Origin of the sequence: Klebsiella sp. WP3-W18-ESBL-02 (assembly GCF_014168815.1) — a bacterium.
Taxonomy (GTDB): domain Bacteria; phylum Pseudomonadota; class Gammaproteobacteria; order Enterobacterales; family Enterobacteriaceae; genus Kluyvera; species Kluyvera ascorbata_B.
Window position 1 is genome coordinate 3,952,430 of record NZ_AP021972.1, and the last position, 18,619, is coordinate 3,971,048.

An 18,619-nucleotide genomic window follows, 5' to 3' on the forward strand; every position below is an offset into this window, starting at 1 on the left:
TGAAGGGCTTCTGTAATGCCGCGATCAGCCAATAAGTAATTCCGGCTGCGTTACCTGCATGATGTGCTCATGTTCGAGCTCCAGGACGCGCTTCTCTTTCTTCCGCTCGTTCATCAAACGGCTTCCGATCGTGCCTTTCAGCTTTGAGCGCGTTTCTTTGATGGCGTAGCGATGCTGCAATTCTTCACCCATCGCCATGCGCCGGTTTAGCTGCTCGGCCATCCAGTTGAAGGCATTGATGTAACACTCCTTCACTGCGGCAGCTGTTTTGCCAGTGAATCCCATCACTAGCATCATGCATCCGTCGCGGGTGATGTTATACATAGGCTGAACATCGCCATTTTTATCAATGAAATCAATGGGCGCAAAATTGCGCTGGGTGAAGTCATCGGAGCATTTCAGGTTACGTATGGCACGCAAAACGTCTTTGTGTCGCTTGCCAAAGTAATCCGCCACCTTGAGTGATGTGGTGATTATCTTGTTGTCGAGGGTCGTGACCATTTCGCGGAAGTCGAAGGCCGGAATAACTGACGGATTATTCATAGCGTCTTTACCTTTTAGAAAGTGAGCCTGTCTCACAGAAAAGCCGCCCGAGAGAGGTCGCCACCTATAACGGCATTTCTCAGGCTCGCTTACTGAAAGGCTCTCGTTAATATGCGCGTGAGATGCGCGTTTACTGCGGACATAAAAAAGCCCCGCATCGCGAGGCTCATTAAATTGACTTTGTGATTTGCAAAAAAATTATTTCAGGCATTGCGTCCTGATGTATTCCTGCAGGTAGTTAACCTGCGCGGTTATCCTGTCGATTCCACTTCGGAGACGGTAATAATTGAGTTCAGCATCTGCTGTAAGTCTTGGGCTTTCTCCATCGCCCATGCTGCTGGCTCCGGTCGTTGACTTTGCACAGGTGGCGGCGACTTGCAGCCGCTTACGGCCAGCAATGACATCGCTATGCAGACGCTCAATGGTTTCTTTCGCATCAGCCAGTTCTCCGGTGTATTTGGCATCCAGTGCAGCGACATCACGCTGGCGGGTCTGCATGTCTTTAATGGTGGCGGTCGCCAGGAGGAGTTTCTCAGTGGCCTTATCGCGCTGGTCTCTGTAAGTGATGGCGTTGTCGCGGTAGTGGTTCACGAAGAAAGCCAGTGCGCCGATTAACGCCAGCACCAGCAACTGCAGCCAGTAACGCTTAACCAGTGCGCTAATCATGACAGGAACAGAGCTCGCTCTGCCTCCCGCCGACGTGTCAGCCCATTCAGCACCTTCCCACCAGCTTTATTCCAGCGCAGGAACTCATCGGCTGCACCAGCGTAATCTCCGGCGTTGAGTTTTCGCAGGAGAGTCGATGTCGACAATGACCGCGCACCGAGGTTATACGTGAACGACACCAGGGCATCGAACTGGCCTTGTGTCAGCTTCACCCTGACAACTTTCAGCACGTCATTCTCATAACCAACAAGCCCTGTTTTCAGAAGCCTGTCAGCGGTTTGCTGGTCGATAGTCATACCGCGCTTTACTGGCTTTCCGTCAACCGGATGGGTCCAGCCATAGCCGATGGTCCACGGCGCATCTCCCGTTCCGGGGTCGGGGTAAGCAGTCAGCCGACAACCTTCAAATTTTTTTATCAGAGCAATTCCGTCAGGACTGGTTTGCATCGTCAACTCCCGCATTTTTTGCTGCAAGTTTTTTAATCAGTTTGCCGATCGAATCGGTGCCGATGTATCCAATAAAGACGCTGGCTATGTAGGCGAGGTTGCTGCTCAGGCCGATAAAGTCCAGAAGGTCACGAACGAACCAGGCAATCATCGCGCACATCAGCGCATCAATTAGCGTTTTTGTTACCGCGCCGCCGTTATAGCGACCACGCAGATACGCCATGATAAAAGCCAGCATTGCACCAATACCCTGCTCCTTGGCGGCAAGTAGCGCAGCGATGAAATCTTGTTTGTATGGCATTTTCATAGTCCTCACCTCCGATTTTCCGGATGGTGCTGTGTGTGTTTGTAGGGGAAAGGCCGTCAGACTCTGATTGCTACATGGCATCTGAAAATGATATCTGCGGCCTGCAATAAAAAAGCCCACGGCGCGGTGGGCAATAGAGGGTAGTGCGTTGAGCTTTTGCTCTTATGGTCCTGGTAGGTATTTGGCGGGACAGGAAGGATTCGAACCTTCGACCAATCGGTTAACAGCCGATCTCACAACCTCTGTGCTTCTGACCCTGAATGCAAAAAGCCCCTGCATTTCTGCAAGGGCTTAAATGTGGTTCACACCGCTCCGCGCAAGGCATCTCCGCTGGTGGGTAAGCTCTTTCGCCTTTGACGTCCGAGCATATCTGAATTATGCAGTTTCAAAACTCGTTTTCAAGTCTTTTTCGCAAGTTTTTGCATTTTCGAAGCCAAATTCATCTTTTAACGTGAAGAAGACAGCAGAATTAAACAACTCAATACACCAGCGCACACGGTCAATACATTGCTTTTCGGTCAGAAACGGCGCGTAGTAATACTGCATCCATCGTGCCATGCCATTGATGGTTTTCCGCCATGTGTAATAGTCCTTCCCTATCTCATACACGGGATTCCCCGGCTTGAAGGACTTCAGGATGATAGCCTCCATGAATGCAGCTTCCTCCTGGTCTCCGGCATTGCCGATCAGGTCAGAAAGCGATTTCTTCGGCCAGATGATGGCTTTCGCCTGGTCAAACAACGCATCGCCGGTATAGCCAATTTTACGCAGACCAGACAATACAGTAGCGATCCGCTCCTGCTGTTCGCCAGTCCAGCCGGTCAATATCATTGACCACATACCGCCGCCACCAGAAAGGTGCTCTGTTCCGCTGCCCCCATACATGCCGCCCCAGTGGTTCAGCAACGAACGAACCCAACGGCTTTGCGATGGTGTAAGTCGGCGGTATTTCCCCAGGTAAGATCTGCGTGGTGCTGCTGCCAGCATCACCCAGGCGTTTTGCGGGTTGGTACGCTCAACAGACGCTTTCTGGTAATTGTTAATGTCGTTGCGTGTCATTCTGCATTCTCCTGGATAATGATCTGGCCTGTCTCTCCCCATCGTTTCGTTACCCTGCCGTCCCATATCCGACAGTCATCATCGAATATCGCATCCAATAACGCTTTCTCCAGATTGTCCTTATCCGGCTTGGTCTGGTGAGGCTGGCCATCATGCTGCTGACGCTTCTTCTTGCTCCAGCTTTTCGGCATGGGCAAAACGAATGTTATGTGGTAACCGGATTCCGGGAGGGTTATACCGAGACGGCGCACCTGGGCTTTAAAAAACCAGTAAGCAGAGGTTTCCGGCCTGCTGCGCCAGCGATCGCTCCTGGTCATACGGGGCTTGCCGATCGGGGTGATATCGTAAATTTTCATGCTGGCACCACCAGCCCAAGGCTGGCGATCTGGATAACGGTCAAAACGATGGCGCGGTCCATAAGCTGGCGACGTTCGTCGCGCGATAGCTTGCTCCCGTTGTCGATGCTGTCATGGCAGCAAACGCAGATCGCCGCTGTGGCGCAATCATCGGCTTTCATACCCATGCCTTTGCCTTCGTTACGGTGCGCAACCTGCGTCCCCCATGAACCGCATAACACGCACTGTTCGATCTGCCCGACAGCGGCGAGCCATTTTTTGCTGCGGTAGGTTAGCTGATTGGAGTTATTTAGCATTACTCTCCCCCCAACGCTTCGCCCACTCGATTTCATTGCGGGATTTTTCGCTGAAGGTGACGCCCTGCTGGGTGCCGAACCAGTAAATCGTCTCGATGACTTCAACCATCTGGGGAATGGTCATTTTGCTGGTGCGCTGGCCGAACATAACGACACCGCCATCAAGGCCGGGAGCCATTCGCTGTTCCTGCTTTTTGGTCTTCGCCACCAGCGCGGTGATGAGGTCTTTCCAGTCGTCGGAATCGTATTTATTACCGAACCAGAGAACCTGGTCGGAGAGGTCTTTCAGGAGCGGCCACATCTTGCGGTTTTGAATGGCTGTGCGCGTCGACTCTTTGACGTCGAGAATCAGCGGGCGCTTGCTGTCGACCGGCAACTGACGGATGTAGTTGATAGCGTTCTGTTTGACGCTTTCGTTAATGAGGTGGAATTGTTGGCTCACGCTTCACCCCCGAAGAGGGTAAGCGACAGATACGACAAATCGCTGACGTCGGATAACGTCAGGCGATTGTGTTTATGCTGGTGGTGCTGCGCCATGGTGTTCTCCGTGGCGCGAATGTCCGGGTGTCAGTTGTTCAGGCTGACAGGGATATTATGGCTGGGCGTGCAGGCAAAAGCAATTTGGCAGCAAAGAAAAAAGCCTCCGAAGAGGCTTGTATGTTATTGATTGCATTGTGACATGTCACACCGATAATTTGATTTCATGCCATCCGCGCGTAACCCAGCATTGCGAATCACCGTCGCAAGGACACGACTCAACCGGCAGCGCATCGCCACATTTCCCGCAGCGGTTCGCGCTGATTGATTTGATGCGACCACGAACGCGGGCATCGTCCTGGCGGATCAGCATTGCGACGTATTCACTCATTTCATACGGCGCTCGCCCCGGGCGGCGGGTGGCACAATTGCGCTCCAGCATCTCCAGTTCCTGCGTATCAAGTATGATCTCAAATTTACGCCCACCAGCAGCGGCTTGCCGGGCGCGCTGCGCGGCTTTGCGTTCTGCGGCAGATTTAGCCATCAGTATTCACCCCAGCTATATTCTGATGCAATCGGCCCCGGCTGGTTGGCAGCGAGGAATGTATCACTTTCTGGTAGTTTCTCGACCTTACAGCGATATCCCTCGGAAATGATCCCGGCCTCGCGAAGACCAGAGAGACACATGCGCGCCGTTTCTTCGGCGAGCTGAATCTTGTTAATCTGGTGGGTTTTGCGACGAACAAATGCCTGCAACGCCTCTTCTTTGGTGTAATGGTAACGGGAGCGATCAGCGCCTTTTAAGCAGCGTTTAACATGGTGTTTCTGGTTCGCAGGCTGTCCACCGGTCCGGTATTTAACAAGCTGCTCGTTGGTCATGTACGGCATATCTTCGACGTGCCAGAAGGTCTTCTCTGTCTCGCGGATGATTACGCGCTTCCACAAAGTGACGATCGGGCGGCCTTCGCTGTCGTTCCCGTCATAGTAGCGATAGCAGTATTTTTTACCTTCGGTGATTCTGTTCATGCGGCACCTTCCTGAATATCAAGACCTTTGGATTCATTGCGCTTATGGCGCTCCCAAAACCACTGGTGAAGTTCCATCAGCTCTTTGTCGAGGGGCGCGTATTCGCGGTCGAAATAGGCCTGAGCGTCTTTCTCGTCCTCGCTGGGTAATTCGCCGGGACCAAGCAGGGTGTTAAAAATCCATTCCATCCCGTTCCTGGCATCGCCGGTGGTGCGCCAGTCGATAATCGCCGCTTGCATCACAAGCAGGTTCTTACCGAACATCCGATCAAGCTCTTTGAAGCGATTGCGAATGTACTCGTTCTCGTCCTTCAGTTCGACGTTCTGCTTCTCTGCGCCAGCCAACACATCAGCGCGAGCACGCTGCACATCCAGCTGCGTAGCCAGCTCACGAACCAGCGCGGCAGACTCAGCGCAATGCAGCTCTTTCGCTATCGCATGCCCGGCAGCTACGAGGTCTTTGGTTTTATTGGTCATGCCGCGTTCTCCTGATGAATGATTTCCAAATCCAGCTTTTGAGCCAGAGCGTGTTCCGCTTTTGCGCCTGCTGAGTTCTGCCAGCCGGACAGCAGGAAAATGCCGTCAGCGCAGCGGAGCATCGCGAGACAAATATCCATGTACTCTGGCTGGCTCAAGCCATCTGGAAGTGTCGCGGGGTTTAACACTACATGGCCCTCCGAAGCCAGGCGCATAGCCTCGAAATGGAACGCAGGGCGGTTATATTTCGGAATGCCGGTCATTGGCCCAGCAATGTAGATTTTCATCAGAAATCCCTCTTCTTGTTGGGTCTGGCATCATTCGCGCGACGCCTCTGCTCAGCAGCAGCCTGGTCGCAGTCGTAGATCGCACCATTGCGCTGGTCGCAATAAACAACGCCGGTCGGGCCGTGACGGTTCAGCCGCAGGAGTAACTCGGTTTCGCTCTGGTTCGCGTTCTCGTCGTATGCGCCTTCGCGGTAGATGCCGACCCAGTAATCGCAATCCTGCTCAATCTGCCCGGTATCGCGGGAATCGCTCGGCATCGGGCGTTTGTTGGTGCGCTTCTCCAGATCGCGGTTCAGCTGGGTAAGCAGCACCACGATGCAGTTCAGCTCCTTCGCCAGGTTCTTCAGCCCCTTCGTGATAATCCCGTAGGCCAGGTCGTTACGGTCGGCCTTGTCTGCGGTCATCAGCGTCAGGTAGTCCACCAGCACCATGCCGACAGCGCCGCGTTCTCGTTTGATGCGACGAGACTCTGCAACGATGTGCGCCAGCGTGATCCCCGGCGTATCGTCGACATACAAATTCCCGTTCTGAGCAAGACGACCAGCAGCAGCAAAGGCCATAGCAACCTTGGTATCGTCATACCGATCGCCATAAAACACGTCGGTATTTACGCTGCTGACCTGCCCTACCATGCGTTCCACAATCTGCTTATCCGGCATCTCAAGACTGAACATCAGCGCGGGGAGATGCTCAACTTCGGCACAGTTGACGGCCAGCTGACTATACAGCGTGGTTTTACCCATCTTCGGACGTGCGCCAATCACCATCAAAGCGCCTTTAACCAGCCCTTTCGGTTGCAGCAGGTCATCCAGCGATCCGATCCCCGTGGATAGCCCTCGCGTTGCGTCGGAGTCGCTCCAGCGTGCTTCCACCTCGTCCACCCAGTCGCCCATCACTTCCGAAAACTCGCGGAGCCCTCGGCGGTTACCGGTTTTCGCGTAGTCAGCGATATCGGTGAACAGAGTCTGAATAGCGTCAAACTTCTGGCTGGTGGTCATCCCGTTGCGGGAGAACAGCAGTTCAGTAGCGCTGGTCAGCTTGTCTATGCCGTAGCGCTCCATGGCTTTCTCGCGCACCAGCATTGCGTAGTGAACGATGTTCGCCGCGCTGGGGGTGTTTTTAGATATCTCGGCCATGTAAGCGAAGCCACCAGCCTGCTCGCCAAGCCCTTTCGACTCCAGCGACTCAATCAGGGTGATCAGGTCGATAGGCTTCTGGTTGGCTACCAGCTCCCGCATCTCGGCGAAAATCACCTGGTGGGGGCGGATGTAGAACGATTCTGGTTTGAGCATCGACATGGCGGTCTGGCAGCGATCACTACCGCTATCCAGCATCATTCCGCCCAGCACGCTTTGTTCGGCTTCGATGTTCTGCGGGATCATGTTCATGTCTGTCATAGCGCCTTCTCCCTGGTTTTCAGCAGGGTGTCAGAACGCAGCAGATAATCGAAACTGGCGCGCCATCCTCTGTCGTTCTCACCGAAATAAAACTTTGGTGCTCGTTCAGCGAAAGCGGCGAAGTAATTCTCCACCGCCTCGACGGTTGGCTCTTTCAGTTCGGTCAGCAGGCGTTTGATAGCACGGCGACGTTTGTCGTTTAGTGCCTCTGCCTGAGGAAGGCGGTCTCCCAGGGTGGTGTTGTATGCAGACAGCACTGCCTGGTAGTCGATCGGGGTTTTCTTTGAGACAGATTTTTCTTCCTGCCCGACACACTCCCCCTCTGGGGGTTGGGGGGTATTGTTTATTGTCTTTTGTATATTGTCTTTTGTGGTTAGCAGATCCTGCTTAGTTTCAAAAGCAGATTCTGCTAAGGTTTCGACATCACCATTAGCAACTTCCGCTAATATTTCCTTAGCACTTTCAGCTAAAGTTTTATTAGCAACTTCCGCTAAAGAATCCTTAGCAGGTTTAGCTAATGTTTTGCAGAATCCGTTAATCTTTGTTTTCCACTCGATGATGCTGGTATTCATACCCACATTACGCCCCTCCTGGACCAAGACTTTTTTGGCAACAAGCTGACTTTTTGCTGTAGAACAATGTGTGTGATGCTTGGCAATCATCTGCTCAAGCTGGTCATTGCTAACCCAGTCCATCTTCTTGTTGTAACCATACGTCTTGCGCCAAACGGCAAGGACGACACACAGCTCTGTTTCGCTTAGTCCGGATGCCATAACAGCATCGAGAAGCTCATTAGCAACACGAGTAAAACCATCTTCCAGCTGCGCCACGCGATGCTCCACGACCTCCAGCGGCGGCCTGTAGTCTGCTAACTTAACGACGCCCATTTTTCACTCCCGACGTAGCGAGAGCCAGACGGATCACGCCAACAAGACGTTCGGCGAACGCCCTGTTTTTTGACGCGGCAACCACCAGCCCGTCAGGGGAATCCTGAAGGCGTCGTTCCTCATTTTCCTGGTACTTTTTGCGCTTTGGCATTAGAATTAACCTCGCAATTTACTGACGTTTGTTGCACCTGAGAGCCGCTTGTGTTCGTGCACAGCGGCTTTCGCCTTTTCAGAACAGGCCCGGCTGGGCGTTCCGTTTAACTTTTCGCTTCTCAAAGCGGTCAGCGGGTAACTGCTGCTTCTCCGCCCACAGTTTTGCGTGCCGTAAAACATCATCAAAAATCTTCCCCTTTCTGCTTGCCTGGCTCATGCGCTTGTACATGTCGATAGCCTGGAACGCCCCCCCCCTGAGCCACACACAGAGAGAAACCGAGCTTCTGCAGCTCTTCACGCACATGCTTTTCGATGAATTCGATATGGTTCATGGCTTAATCCCACCCCAGCGGCCCCGGCCTTGCCCGTTCAGCTTTCAGCCCGATATCAGCGAGCGTTTCCACTGATGCCAGATATTCCCGCGACACCAGAACGGCTTCCGGTGGCGCAGCCTGTATACCCAGGAAGGCCAGCTCTTTCGCCATGGTGCTGAAATGCCCCTCAGCTTTGCGCCTGCTGGCTGTCGACTCGCTGATGCCCATATGCTCGGCGTAAGACTTCTGGCCCACTGATGCAAGCCGGGTGAGCAGAACGCTCTCTATCTCAACCGGATTGATAACTGGTGGGTCTAACTTTCGTGCGATTGCGTTCTCCATTGTTAATAATCCTCTGGGTGTTGTTTGAAACACCGCGTTATCGCGGCGTAATTATTGAGAATGGTTAGGTTTTTCACCGTACAGCAACCATTTTGGGTCGCAGTGCAGAGCACTGGCTAACTCAAACAAAAAACGAGGGCGCTTGGTTGTTCCAGCCTCAATAGCTTGAAGTGATTGCTGCTTCATTCCGGCTCTCTCGGCGAGCTGGGCTTGAGAAAGATTCAACTCCTCTCGCTTTTGCTTGATGCGCTGCGAAATTGTTTCCATATTACCTCCACAGTTTTATCTGTATTCTGTGACAGTTATTTCTGTTTGTCAATTACAGTTTTAACTGTGATTATCAGGGCATACAGAGAGAGGGATTTATGAGCCTTGCAGATCGCGTAAAACAAAAAAGAATAGAGTTGGGATTGACCCAGACAGAAGCGGCAGAAATAGCAGGTATTAGACAGCAGTCCTGGCAGAGCATAGAGGATGGAAAAACCCTTAAACCTCGAAATATTGTTGGTATAGCAAAAGCATTAAAATGCGATGCTAGCTGGCTTATGAATGGCGGCGCGTTTATGCCTATGGCTGAAGTTAGTTCCAGGAGGGTTCCTTTGATCAGCTATGTTCAAGCCGGTGCGCTTGCAGAGAAGAGTCCTATTGAGGCGTTTGATGGAAATCTCGAATACATTCTGACAGACCTTGATGTTTCTGACTTTACATTTGCACTTCGCATTGAAGGCGATTCCATGGAACCAGATTTCAAAGCTGGCGATGTGATCATTGTTGACCCAGAATTAGAACCTACTCCAGGCGAGTTTGTTGTTGCTAAAAATGGCGGACAACAAGCAACTTTCAAAAAGTATCGGCCAACCTACACAGACATTATGGGTTGTCAGCATTTCGAACTTGTTCCGCTGAACGATGATTACCCAGTGATTAATAGTGACTATCAGCCTCTCACTATCATCGGTGTAATGATCGAACACCGTATCTACCGCAGAAAACGTTAACCCTTCATTCCCAACCTAAACCGACTATTAAGTCGGTTTTTTTTCGCATATATAAAATTAAATCAACATAAATTACAGTCACATATGTAAAACACACCAATTAATACAGTTTTGTCTGTTGACGAAAATACAGTTTTATCTGTACATTTACCTCATCCAAACAACGCATTCAGACGCGAATGCCCGGGTAAAAGTTCTGGCAGCCGGGAAGACGGCAAGGGGATGAGATGAAAACTAACCACGCAGTACCAAACAACGGTCGTGCGGTCGCCATGCGCAACAGCCGCACCGGCGCAGCATGGCAGGTTTCCTACGACTACCGCGACGGCACCTACTGGCACGAACCGCAGGGCAACCTGCGCAACATTCGCCGCCCTTATGCCTCACGCACCATCGAACCAAATCTTGTGCCTGCGGGGACTCACTGATGGGAGCCCTGTACGCATTAGTGCTTACCATCACCATGACGAACGGTGATTACCAGGATGCTGTCGTCGGTATTTTCGACAACCAGCAGCAATGTGAAGCGGCAGCGAGTGAGCAAATGGGCGTCACGAGCTGCTATCCAGTCGAAGGCATCATCCACGCTGACGAAACGCCAGCAGGGTATGACGCGAAATTTTGAGGGATAAGGGATGTGCAACTGCATGAATGAAGTCGGCGCTCAAATCGAAGCACGGCTTAAAGAGAAGGTTCCGGAGGGCGCTGAAGTGAGTGAAAGCATTCTTGATCGCGGTTGGGAAAATCAGGTTCTTTCTCTTTCTGATGGCGGCTCACACGTCACGCTGAAATACAAACTGGCGTACCGGGCCAAAAAGAAAAACGGCGAAATGGCTAAAAACCTTAATCGCCTGGAAACCAACGTGAAAATGAGTTTCTGCCCGTTCTGCGGCGAATCTCAGGGCTAACACCACCAGCAAAACCGAATTTAACCGAATGGTCGGCTAATCAAGCGACAGGACTTCTACACCCAAAATTTAAGGATCAGCAATGTTCGACTTAATTAAGAACCTATCCCAAAAGGAATTGTCAGATAATAAAATATGATAATTTCTGAGGGCGAAGCGTGGCGGGCAACAAGTGGCAGATCAGTGATGGACTCTGGGAGAAAATGGCTCCACTCATCCCGGAGCATAAAACTCAACACCCGCTGGGTACGCACCGCAAGCGGGTTGATAATCGCGCTGCAATGAACGCCATTTTCTTCGTACTCAGGACGGGCTGCCAATGGAATGCGCTGAATGCCACCGGTATATGCTCGTCAAGCTCTGCTCATCGCCGATTTCAGGAGTGGCGAGATGCTGGAGTATTTGAACGCTTCTGGCAAAATGGGTTGCTTGCTTGCGAACAGTTGGACTCTATTGACTGGTCGTGGCTGTCGATGGATGGTTGTATAACCAAATCACCGCTGGCAGGCTCAAAAAAACAGGCAGGAACCCTACAGACCGGGGGAAACAGGGCGTAAAGCGCAGTCTGATGACTGACGGGAACGGGCTACCGCTTGCACTGGTTGTTGCCGGAGCAAATACGCACGACATAAAGTTGGTTACGGATACGCTCGATGCCCTCCAGACGGGCAGACCGGGCAAGAGGCTCCGGTTGTGCATGGACAAAGGGTATGAAGCGGAATGGCTGGAATCGTATCTGAAAAGTCGTCGCTATGAACCTCATATCCAGTCACGAAAGGATGAGTCAGAGGCCATCAAATACACGGATTTTAAGGCTCACCGCTGGGTTGTAGAGAGAACACACAGTTGGATGAATCGCTACCGCCGTGTCCTGACTCGTTGGGAGAAGAAGGTCGAGAATTATGAGGCGATGCTGCATTTTGCCTGTGGTGTCATTGTCTGGAACAAAACCCTATTGGGATAGGCTCTAAGCACCTCGTTAAAAACGATATTCAGCACACCGTTTCTGATAACGGAAATATCACCGTCACCAACAACCTGGATCTGGAAGATGTTAGCGGCGTCGACGCCTTGCCGGACAATCTGACCGTGGGCGGCTCGCTCTACCTGCGCGGCACCAGCATCACCGCGCTGCCGGACAATCTGACCGTGGGCGGCTCGCTCTACCTGCGCGGCACCAGCATCACCGCGCTGCCGGACAATCTGACCGTGGGCGGCTCGCTCTACCTGCGCGGCACCAGCATCACCGCGCTGCCGGACAATCTGACCGTGGGCGGCTGGCTCGACCTGGAAGGCACCAGCATCACCGCGCTGCCGGACAATCTGACCGTGGGCGGCTGGCTCGACCTGCGCGGCACCAGCATCACCGCGCTGCCGGACAATCTGACCGTGGGCGGCTGGCTCGACCTGCGCGGCACCAGCATCACCGCGCTGCCGGACAATCTGACCGTGGGCGGCTCGCTCGACCTGCGCGGCACCAGCATCACCGCGCTGCCGGACAATCTGACCGTGGGCGGCTCGCTCTTCCTGCGCGGCACCAGCATCACCGCGCTGCCGGACAATCTGACCGTGGGCGGCTGGCTCGACCTGCGCGGCACCAGCATCACCGCGCTGCCGGACAATCTGACCGTGGGCGGCTCGCTCTACCTGCGCGGCACCAGCATCACCGCGCTGCCGGACAATCTGACCGTGGGCGGCTCGCTCGACCTGCGCGGCACCAGCATCACCGCGCTGCCGGACAATCTGACCGTGGGCGGCTGGCTCGACCTGCGCGGCACCAGCATCACCGCGCTGCCGGACAATCTGACCGTGGGCGGCTCGCTCGACCTGCGCGGCACCAGCATCACCGCGCTGCCGGACAATCTGACCGTGGGCGGCTGGCTCGACCTGGAAGGCACCAGCATCACCGCGCTGCCGGACAATCTGACCGTGGGCGGCTCGCTCTACCTGCGCGGCACCAGCATCACCGCGCTGCCGGACAATCTGACCGTGGGCGGCTGGCTCGACCTGGAAGGCACCAGCATCACCGCGCTGCCGGACAATCTGACCGTGGGCGGCTCGCTCTACCTGCGCGGCACCAGCATCACCGCGCTGCCGGACAATCTGACCGTGGGCGGCTCGCTCGACCTGCGCGGCACCAGCATCACCGCGCTGCCGGACAATCTGACCGTGGGCGGCTCGCTCTACCTGCGCGGCACCAGCATCACCGCGCTGCCGGACAATCTGACCGTGGGCGGCTCGCTCGACCTGCGCGGCACCAGCATCACCGCGCTGCCGGACAATCTGACCGTGGGCGGCTCGCTCGACCTGGAAGGCACCAGCATCACCGCGCTGCCGGACAATCTGACCGTGGGCGGCTGGCTCGACCTGCGCGGCACCAGCATCACCGCGCTGCCGGACAATCTGACCGTGGGCGGCTCGCTCTACCTGCGCCCGGAGAAGATCACGAACGTTTCTTACCGTGAAAACTGCGGTTACTCCAGCCGTACCATCTTCGCTATGTGGACCGGCAAAGAGTTTCGGATCGCCGCTGGTTACTTCTTCGGTTCCATCGAGCAGTTCGAACAGGCAGTAGACGACAAGTATGACGGCAATGCAGCCGAAGCATACAAAAAGGCCGGGCGTGATTGTGTGGCAGAACTGACAGAAAAGCTCAATCCGAAAGACTGAATTGATTCCGGCAGCCTCCACGGTGCCGGGCTTCCAGAACAGGAGAAAAAGCGATGCGCTCCGAAAACCAACAGCAAGCCATGAACCTTATCGCGCTGCTGTGCCTGATGTACCACTTATCGCCAGCTGACCTTGAGGCCATCGCCCACCAGCTCGCGCACTTCGATGCAGTTTGTGATTACAGAACACAGGGGATTAATAATGCTGCGTGTCATTGATACCGAAACGACAGGGCTGGAAGGCGGCCCGGAAACCGTGGTGGAAATCGCCAGCGTCGATATTGTCGATGGTGTGATCTGCAACCCAATGAGCGACCTCGTTAAGCCAGGCGTGGCGATCGGTTTTGAGGCCATGGCTATTCACCATATCACCGAAGACATGGTGGAAGGCGCGCCGCTGCTCAGTGAAGTAATTGGCCGCTATCTGGGGGCTGATGCCTACGTCGCTCACAACGCGAAGTTCGACAAATCCAAGCTGCCGCAGATTGATGCGCCGTGGATCTGCACCGCCAAGCTGGCGCGTTCGCTCCTGCCGGAGCACAAGAGCCACAGTAACCAGTACCTGCGTTACAGCCTCGGGCTGAAACCGGAAGTACCGGAAGGGCTTTACGCCCACCGCGCGCTGTATGACTGCTACGTCACCGCCGAATTGTTGCTCTATATGGGCCGCCTGGCGAAATGGACGATGGGCGAAATGCGGGCCATCTCCAATAACCCTTCCCTGCTGCATGCGCTCCGCTTCGGTAAGCATAAAGGCGTCCCGTTCGCAGAGCTGGCAAAAACAGAACCGGGTTACCTGCGCTGGCTCGTTGCCAACAGCGACGACGAAGACGTGCTGTTTACGGCTGAACACTGGCTGAGCGGGGGTAAATGATGGGTACTCCAGTGCTGATCCTCGGTGATTCTGGCGCGGGCAAGTCCTACAGCCTGCGCAACTTCAATCCGGACGATGTGATGCTGCTCCAGTGCATCCCCAAAATGCTGCCGTTCAAGTCTGCGGGCTGGAAACTTCACGGCAAGCTGCTGCCAGACGGAAGCAAACAGCGCGGTAACGTTCTGCGCTCGGATAACTGGGAAACGGTGCTGGATACCATCTATCGCATGGTGCAGTCGAAAACGCGCCGCGTCCTGATCATCGACGATTTCCAGGTGGTCATGCAGCACGAAAACATGAACCGCGCGTACCAGACCGGCTATGCCAAGTTCACCGAAATGGCAGATCACATCTGGCGAATCATCATGGCGGCCACCGAACTGCCGGACGACTTCCGCGTTTATTTCCTGGCTCACACCGAAGAGACCGAGGGAAAGATCCGCATGAAGACTACCGGAAAGATGCTCAACGAAAAGCTGACGCCAGAGGGCTATTTCTCCATCGTGCTGCGCGCCATCAAGAAGGACGGCAAACACGTCTTTCTCATCAAAGGCGATGACAACGACACCGCCAAAGCACCGCCTGACCTGTTCCCTGATCAGACGGAAATGGACAACGACCTCCACGCCGTAGACGTGGCTATCACCGAATTTATGACCGAATTGTAACTCTGAGGAATTAACGATGAACCAACCAATGACTTTTATGTGGAACAACGAAACTGCTGAGATGGCGAAGAAAGCTGGCGCAACAGGCGGGATCAGCGAAACCGGCGCTTACGAGGGCGAAATCGTTTCTGCGGTGTACACCTTCGGGAAAGATGGCAGCCAGTCCCAGGCGCTCGAACTGAGCCTGGATTCCAACGGGCTCAAGGCGAATTTCCTGCGCATTAACTTCCTCGGCAAAGACGGCCAGCAGACTTTCGGCATGGGGCTGGTATCAGCGCTGATGTGGGTCGCCCAGGTCAAACAGGCGCAACCGCAGCAGGTACAGGGCCAAAACGGCATCGAATGGCACTGCCCGGCACTGGTTGGCAAAAAGGTGGGCCTGTTCCTCCAGAAGGTGCTGTACACCAAAAACGACGGCGGCGACGGCTACAAGTTCGAAGTGCGCCACGTTTTCCAGCCGGGAACGCGTAAGACCTACGCCGAACACGCTGAGAACGCCCCAGCAGAAGCGATCGCCGCGCTTGAAATGTCGATGAAGGATAAGGACGAACGTATTCACGGCGGCGCGCAGTTCTCTGGACCACGCAATACCCAACATGGCGGTAACCCTTATGCAAATCAGACTGGCGGCGCGCCACAATCTCGTTTGCAGCAGAACAGCGGTCAACCACCGGTAGACTTTTACGACGATATCCCGTTCGCGCCGATCGGTCTTCCGTTCCCTTCTCACTCTATCTATGCGCTATGACACACACACATGACGAAATCAGGGTTGGCGCGGTGCGCCTTCCCTGGCTCAAAGAGAAAAACGGATGGTTGCTGCCGTGGGGTGAAGTCGTAACCAACCCACTAAAGGCGCAACGACTGGCTGAAGAACTTAACGAAAAGCAGGTGGCAGCATGAGATACGGATCTGTTTGCAGTGGGATTGAAGCCGCCAGCGTCGCATGGGAGTCGCAGGGATGGCAACCAGCATGGTTTGCTGAGATTGAAGCGTTTCCGTCTGCTGTCCTGGCTCATCACTGGCCGCAGGTGGCGAACCTCGGCGACATGACAAAAATCGCCGCTGCGGTGCGAACTGGTGATGTTGCGGCACCAGATGTGCTGGTGGGCGGCACGCCGTGTCAGGCTTTCAGTATTGCTGGCCTGCGCAATGGTCTGGACGACGAGCGCGGACAGTTAACCCTTTCTTACGTGGAATTAGCGAATGCAATCGACGACAAACGCCGCGAGCGCGGAGAAGATGAAGCGATCATCGTCTGGGAAAACGTCCCGGGCGTCCTCAGCAGCAAAGACAACGCCTTTGGTTGCTTTTTGGCAGGACTTGCCGGAGAAAGCAGCGAGTTGCAGCCAGCAGGGGGAAAATGGACGCACGCAGGTTGTGTGTCTGGACCACAAAGGATTATCGCCTGGCGCGTCCTTGATGCTCAATTTTTCGGAGTGGCCCAACGCCGCCGCCGTGTGTTCGTTGTCGCAAGTTCTCGAAAAGACTTCGATCCCACAGCGGTACTTTTTGAGCTCAACAGCGTGCGCCGGGATACTCCGCCGCGCCGAGAAACGCAACCGGAAATTGCCAGCTATGCTGGAAAACGCTCTGATGGCGGTAGTCACTGGGACAACCCAGCAAATCCACACACAACCCTGAACCAGTCCAACAATATTGGTGGTATTGGCGCCAGCAATCAGGAAATTTTCAGCCAGCGCGGATCTGGGCTTGTATCAGACGCTTATTCCGATATTTCTCGCACATTGTTGGCGAAAGAAAACGACAGCACCGCAGAAGATTTGGACACCTACATTTTGGCATATGGCGGAGGCAATACTGGCGGAAGTATCGATGTAGCAACAGCATGCACTGCCCATGGTGTGAGAATGGACTTTGACACAGAGACTTTCGCTGTCCATGGCACGCAAGATCCTGACACTAATCACGAGTTGGCTCATACGTTGGGACGTAATCATGGTCAGGAAAACGCCGTGTGTTATGGGTTTAAACCCGGCCAGGGCAGTAAAGCCGGTGGCATTGGTTGGGCTGAAGAACAAGCCCCTACGCTGACTTCGGCACAATCAGGCACCAATCTGGCCCCAGCCATTGCTTTCGCGGAGAACAGTCGTGGTGAAATTCGTTTGCAGGGCGGCGACGGGCAAATAGCAGGCCCTCTATCCACTGGCGGAGGTAAACCAGGAGAAGGCTTCCCGACAATAGCTTTCAGCTACAAAGACCATGGTGCCGATGCGACCGTGGATATGTCACCAACGCTGAGAGCCGGTAATCACGATACCAGCCATGCAAACAGCGGTCAGCCACCTGCCATTTGCATCCAGCATGCGTCTATAGGTCGGCAGGATGCTGCTGGCCCGCAAGGCAAAGGCTATCAGGAAGATGTGGCCTTTACTCAGGATTCACGCGCATCTGCTGACGTTGTTCAGTTTGGCATGCAGGTTCGCCGCCTTACACCGGTTGAATGCGAGAGACTCCAGGGATTTCCCGATAACCACACTCTGATTTCGTGGCGAGGAAAAGCCGCGGCTGATTGCCCGGACGGACCGCGCTATAAGGCGATCGGCAATTCTATGGCTGTGCCAGTTATGCGCTGGATCGGTGAGCGTATCGCTGCGGCGCTCCAGATTGAAGAACCTACGCCGCGCATCTGGCAGCGGCCCTTCCTTAAATGGGCTGGCGGCAAATATTCGCTTCTGCCGGAACTGGATCGCCTGATCCCCGCAGGGAAACGCCTTATTGAGCCTTTTGTGGGTGGCGGCTCGGTGTTCCTAAACTCGGACAAGCACGAACGCTTCCTTCTGGCTGACGTCAACGCTGACCTGATTAACCTGTATCAGATGCTGGCGGTGGTCCCCGATTCGGTGATCTATGAGGCAATGAAAGCATTCAGGCATCTGAATGATGCCGAAAACTACACGGTAATTCGTGAAGCATTCAATGCGCAGCAGCTGGATGCCGTCGAGCGTGCAGCAGCATTCCTTTACCTCAATCGGCACTGTTTCAACGGCCTGATCCGTTACAACCTGGATGGTTTTTTTAACGTCGGATTTGGGAAATATAAAGCGCCATATTTCCCGGAAGAAGAGATCAGGGCATTTAAGCGGAAGGCTCGCGCATGCGTATTCATGAATGCAGGCTTCAGGCGCACGCTCGCGCTGGCAGGTGATGGTGACGTCGTTTACTGCGATCCGCCTTATGAACCGCTTCCCGGCACCGCTAGTTTCACTAACTTCGCGGCTGGTGGGTTCTCATGGGATAGCCAGGTAGAGCTTGCGGAAAGCTGTGTGGCAGCCCACCAGCGGGGGGCAAAAGTGGTAATCAGCAATTCTACCGCACCGCGCGTAATTGAACTTTACGAACAGCACGGCTTTACGCTGCACCGCGTCAGTGCTCGCCGGGCTATATCCAGCAAAGGCAGCACCCGCGAAACAGCGAGTGATGTCGTAGCCACTTTGGGAGTGAAGTGA

At 54.4% G+C, this 18,619-nt stretch carries 31 protein-coding genes and 1 tRNA gene; 13 read left to right on the forward strand and 19 right to left on the reverse strand.

The window, feature by feature from the left end; genetic code table 11:
• Nucleotides 1-24: 24 nt before the first annotated feature.
• The 9 genes from H7R56_RS18890 to H7R56_RS18930 form a co-directional block, all read right to left on the reverse strand.
• Complete coding sequence (locus H7R56_RS18890) at nucleotides 25-543, reverse strand: Rha family transcriptional regulator (RefSeq protein WP_001064347.1); 519 nt, start codon at nucleotides 541-543, stop codon at nucleotides 25-27.
• Between the two features lie 198 nt (nucleotides 544-741).
• Entirely contained in the window at nucleotides 742-1,209 is a 468-nt protein-coding gene (locus H7R56_RS18895) for a lysis protein (protein WP_001549455.1), read from the reverse strand.
• The gene (locus H7R56_RS18900; RefSeq protein ID WP_016243559.1) at nucleotides 1,206-1,655 is read right to left on the reverse strand and encodes a lysozyme; all 450 of its coding nucleotides are present in this window, start codon (nucleotides 1,653-1,655) and stop codon (nucleotides 1,206-1,208) included. Before H7R56_RS18900 ends, H7R56_RS18895 begins: the two co-directional genes overlap by 4 nt.
• Nucleotides 1,639-1,962: a phage holin, lambda family gene (locus H7R56_RS18905; RefSeq protein ID WP_182928347.1), complete on the reverse strand. Its 324-nt coding sequence runs from the start codon at nucleotides 1,960-1,962 to the stop codon at nucleotides 1,639-1,641. Before H7R56_RS18905 ends, H7R56_RS18900 begins: the two co-directional genes overlap by 17 nt.
• 182 nt (nucleotides 1,963-2,144) lie before the next feature.
• Nucleotides 2,145-2,219: transfer RNA gene (locus H7R56_RS18910), tRNA-Asn, on the reverse strand.
• Between the two features lie 118 nt (nucleotides 2,220-2,337).
• Nucleotides 2,338-3,021 (reverse strand): hypothetical protein, encoded by a 684-nt coding sequence (locus tag H7R56_RS18915; RefSeq protein WP_182928348.1) that lies wholly within the window; start codon nucleotides 3,019-3,021, stop codon nucleotides 2,338-2,340.
• A complete protein-coding gene (locus H7R56_RS18920) occupies nucleotides 3,018-3,377 on the reverse strand; it encodes a RusA family crossover junction endodeoxyribonuclease (RefSeq protein WP_062856097.1) in 360 nt (119 codons plus the stop codon). Before H7R56_RS18920 ends, H7R56_RS18915 begins: the two co-directional genes overlap by 4 nt.
• Nucleotides 3,374-3,673, reverse strand: coding sequence for a hypothetical protein (locus H7R56_RS18925; RefSeq protein WP_182928349.1), 300 nt, complete (start codon nucleotides 3,671-3,673; stop codon nucleotides 3,374-3,376). Before H7R56_RS18925 ends, H7R56_RS18920 begins: the two co-directional genes overlap by 4 nt.
• The gene (locus H7R56_RS18930) at nucleotides 3,663-4,115 is read right to left on the reverse strand and encodes a recombination protein NinB (RefSeq protein WP_182928350.1); all 453 of its coding nucleotides are present in this window, start codon (nucleotides 4,113-4,115) and stop codon (nucleotides 3,663-3,665) included. Before H7R56_RS18930 ends, H7R56_RS18925 begins: the two co-directional genes overlap by 11 nt.
• Nucleotides 4,116-4,189: 74 nt before the next feature.
• Here H7R56_RS18930 and H7R56_RS18935 point away from each other — a divergent pair, with 74 nt between their 5' ends.
• On the forward strand, nucleotides 4,190-4,351 hold the full coding sequence (locus tag H7R56_RS18935) for a hypothetical protein (RefSeq protein ID WP_182928351.1): 162 nt from the start codon (nucleotides 4,190-4,192) through the stop codon (nucleotides 4,349-4,351).
• A 4-nt stretch (nucleotides 4,352-4,355) separates the two neighbouring features.
• On the opposite strand, the gene H7R56_RS18940 is transcribed toward H7R56_RS18935, so the two are convergent.
• The 10 genes from H7R56_RS18940 to H7R56_RS18985 all read right to left on the reverse strand — a co-directional run bounded on the left by H7R56_RS18940 (nucleotide 4,356) and on the right by H7R56_RS18985 (nucleotide 9,299).
• The gene (locus H7R56_RS18940; protein WP_182928352.1) at nucleotides 4,356-4,694 is read right to left on the reverse strand and encodes a hypothetical protein; all 339 of its coding nucleotides are present in this window, start codon (nucleotides 4,692-4,694) and stop codon (nucleotides 4,356-4,358) included.
• Complete coding sequence (locus H7R56_RS18945; protein WP_182928353.1) at nucleotides 4,694-5,176, reverse strand: hypothetical protein; 483 nt, start codon at nucleotides 5,174-5,176, stop codon at nucleotides 4,694-4,696. The genes H7R56_RS18940 and H7R56_RS18945 overlap by 1 nt, the downstream gene beginning before the upstream one ends.
• Nucleotides 5,173-5,652, reverse strand: a complete 480-nt coding sequence (locus H7R56_RS18950; RefSeq protein ID WP_182928354.1) for an ead/Ea22-like family protein — start codon at nucleotides 5,650-5,652, stop codon at nucleotides 5,173-5,175. Before H7R56_RS18950 ends, H7R56_RS18945 begins: the two co-directional genes overlap by 4 nt.
• Nucleotides 5,649-5,939: a DUF4406 domain-containing protein gene (locus tag H7R56_RS18955; RefSeq protein WP_047063808.1), complete on the reverse strand. Its 291-nt coding sequence runs from the start codon at nucleotides 5,937-5,939 to the stop codon at nucleotides 5,649-5,651. Before H7R56_RS18955 ends, H7R56_RS18950 begins: the two co-directional genes overlap by 4 nt.
• Complete coding sequence (locus tag H7R56_RS18960; protein ID WP_182928355.1) at nucleotides 5,939-7,336, reverse strand: DnaB-like helicase C-terminal domain-containing protein; 1,398 nt, start codon at nucleotides 7,334-7,336, stop codon at nucleotides 5,939-5,941. Before H7R56_RS18960 ends, H7R56_RS18955 begins: the two co-directional genes overlap by 1 nt.
• Nucleotides 7,333-8,223: a replication protein gene (locus tag H7R56_RS18965; protein WP_182928356.1), complete on the reverse strand. Its 891-nt coding sequence runs from the start codon at nucleotides 8,221-8,223 to the stop codon at nucleotides 7,333-7,335. The genes H7R56_RS18960 and H7R56_RS18965 overlap by 4 nt, the downstream gene beginning before the upstream one ends.
• Nucleotides 8,210-8,374, reverse strand: coding sequence for a hypothetical protein (locus H7R56_RS18970; protein ID WP_021241755.1), 165 nt, complete (start codon nucleotides 8,372-8,374; stop codon nucleotides 8,210-8,212). Before H7R56_RS18970 ends, H7R56_RS18965 begins: the two co-directional genes overlap by 14 nt.
• Before the next feature lie 184 nt (nucleotides 8,375-8,558).
• Nucleotides 8,559-8,708 carry a hypothetical protein gene (locus H7R56_RS18975; protein ID WP_182928357.1) on the reverse strand — a complete coding sequence of 50 codons (150 nt, stop codon included), beginning with the start codon at nucleotides 8,706-8,708 and terminating at the stop codon, nucleotides 8,559-8,561.
• Between the two features lie 3 nt (nucleotides 8,709-8,711).
• The gene (locus H7R56_RS18980) at nucleotides 8,712-9,032 is read right to left on the reverse strand and encodes a CII family transcriptional regulator (RefSeq protein ID WP_114675778.1); all 321 of its coding nucleotides are present in this window, start codon (nucleotides 9,030-9,032) and stop codon (nucleotides 8,712-8,714) included.
• A 51-nt stretch (nucleotides 9,033-9,083) separates the two neighbouring features.
• Nucleotides 9,084-9,299, reverse strand: coding sequence for a helix-turn-helix domain-containing protein (locus tag H7R56_RS18985; protein WP_048219634.1), 216 nt, complete (start codon nucleotides 9,297-9,299; stop codon nucleotides 9,084-9,086).
• Between the two features lie 98 nt (nucleotides 9,300-9,397).
• Between H7R56_RS18985 and H7R56_RS18990 the strand changes: the two genes are divergently transcribed.
• From H7R56_RS18990 to H7R56_RS27565, 12 genes are all read left to right on the forward strand, one after another.
• Nucleotides 9,398-10,030, forward strand: a complete 633-nt coding sequence (locus H7R56_RS18990) for a LexA family protein (protein ID WP_182928358.1) — start codon at nucleotides 9,398-9,400, stop codon at nucleotides 10,028-10,030.
• A 227-nt stretch (nucleotides 10,031-10,257) separates the two neighbouring features.
• Nucleotides 10,258-10,458 (forward strand): hypothetical protein, encoded by a 201-nt coding sequence (locus tag H7R56_RS18995; protein ID WP_182928705.1) that lies wholly within the window; start codon nucleotides 10,258-10,260, stop codon nucleotides 10,456-10,458.
• A complete protein-coding gene (locus tag H7R56_RS19000; RefSeq protein WP_182928359.1) occupies nucleotides 10,458-10,655 on the forward strand; it encodes a DUF1482 family protein in 198 nt (65 codons plus the stop codon). Before H7R56_RS18995 ends, H7R56_RS19000 begins: the two co-directional genes overlap by 1 nt.
• Before the next feature lie 22 nt (nucleotides 10,656-10,677).
• Nucleotides 10,678-10,938 (forward strand): hypothetical protein, encoded by a 261-nt coding sequence (locus tag H7R56_RS19005; protein ID WP_224776435.1) that lies wholly within the window; start codon nucleotides 10,678-10,680, stop codon nucleotides 10,936-10,938.
• Between the two features lie 158 nt (nucleotides 10,939-11,096).
• Nucleotides 11,097-11,902, forward strand: a protein-coding gene (locus H7R56_RS19010; protein ID WP_171763699.1) for an IS5 family transposase whose coding sequence is annotated in 2 segments (ribosomal slippage) — nucleotides 11,097-11,447 and nucleotides 11,450-11,902 — 804 coding nt in all. Because the reading frame shifts where the segments join, the coding sequence is not laid out codon by codon here.
• Between the two features lie 107 nt (nucleotides 11,903-12,009).
• Nucleotides 12,010-13,608: a leucine-rich repeat domain-containing protein gene (locus tag H7R56_RS19015; protein WP_182928360.1), complete on the forward strand. Its 1,599-nt coding sequence runs from the start codon at nucleotides 12,010-12,012 to the stop codon at nucleotides 13,606-13,608.
• Nucleotides 13,609-13,661: 53 nt separating this feature from the next.
• Entirely contained in the window at nucleotides 13,662-13,826 is a 165-nt protein-coding gene (locus tag H7R56_RS19020) for a hypothetical protein (RefSeq protein WP_021242892.1), read from the forward strand.
• Nucleotides 13,810-14,481: an exodeoxyribonuclease X gene (gene exoX / locus H7R56_RS19025; RefSeq protein WP_021242891.1), complete on the forward strand. Its 672-nt coding sequence runs from the start codon at nucleotides 13,810-13,812 to the stop codon at nucleotides 14,479-14,481. The genes H7R56_RS19020 and exoX overlap by 17 nt, the downstream gene beginning before the upstream one ends.
• Nucleotides 14,481-15,149: a DEAD/DEAH box helicase family protein gene (locus H7R56_RS19030; protein WP_000537165.1), complete on the forward strand. Its 669-nt coding sequence runs from the start codon at nucleotides 14,481-14,483 to the stop codon at nucleotides 15,147-15,149. Before exoX ends, H7R56_RS19030 begins: the two co-directional genes overlap by 1 nt.
• 16 nt (nucleotides 15,150-15,165) lie before the next feature.
• Nucleotides 15,166-15,897 carry a single stranded DNA-binding domain-containing protein gene (locus H7R56_RS19035; RefSeq protein ID WP_182928361.1) on the forward strand — a complete coding sequence of 244 codons (732 nt, stop codon included), beginning with the start codon at nucleotides 15,166-15,168 and terminating at the stop codon, nucleotides 15,895-15,897.
• Complete coding sequence (locus H7R56_RS19040; protein ID WP_182928362.1) at nucleotides 15,894-16,052, forward strand: DUF1317 family protein; 159 nt, start codon at nucleotides 15,894-15,896, stop codon at nucleotides 16,050-16,052. The genes H7R56_RS19035 and H7R56_RS19040 overlap by 4 nt, the downstream gene beginning before the upstream one ends.
• Entirely contained in the window at nucleotides 16,049-18,619 is a 2,571-nt protein-coding gene (locus tag H7R56_RS27565) for a Dam family site-specific DNA-(adenine-N6)-methyltransferase (RefSeq protein WP_197974892.1), read from the forward strand. Before H7R56_RS19040 ends, H7R56_RS27565 begins: the two co-directional genes overlap by 4 nt.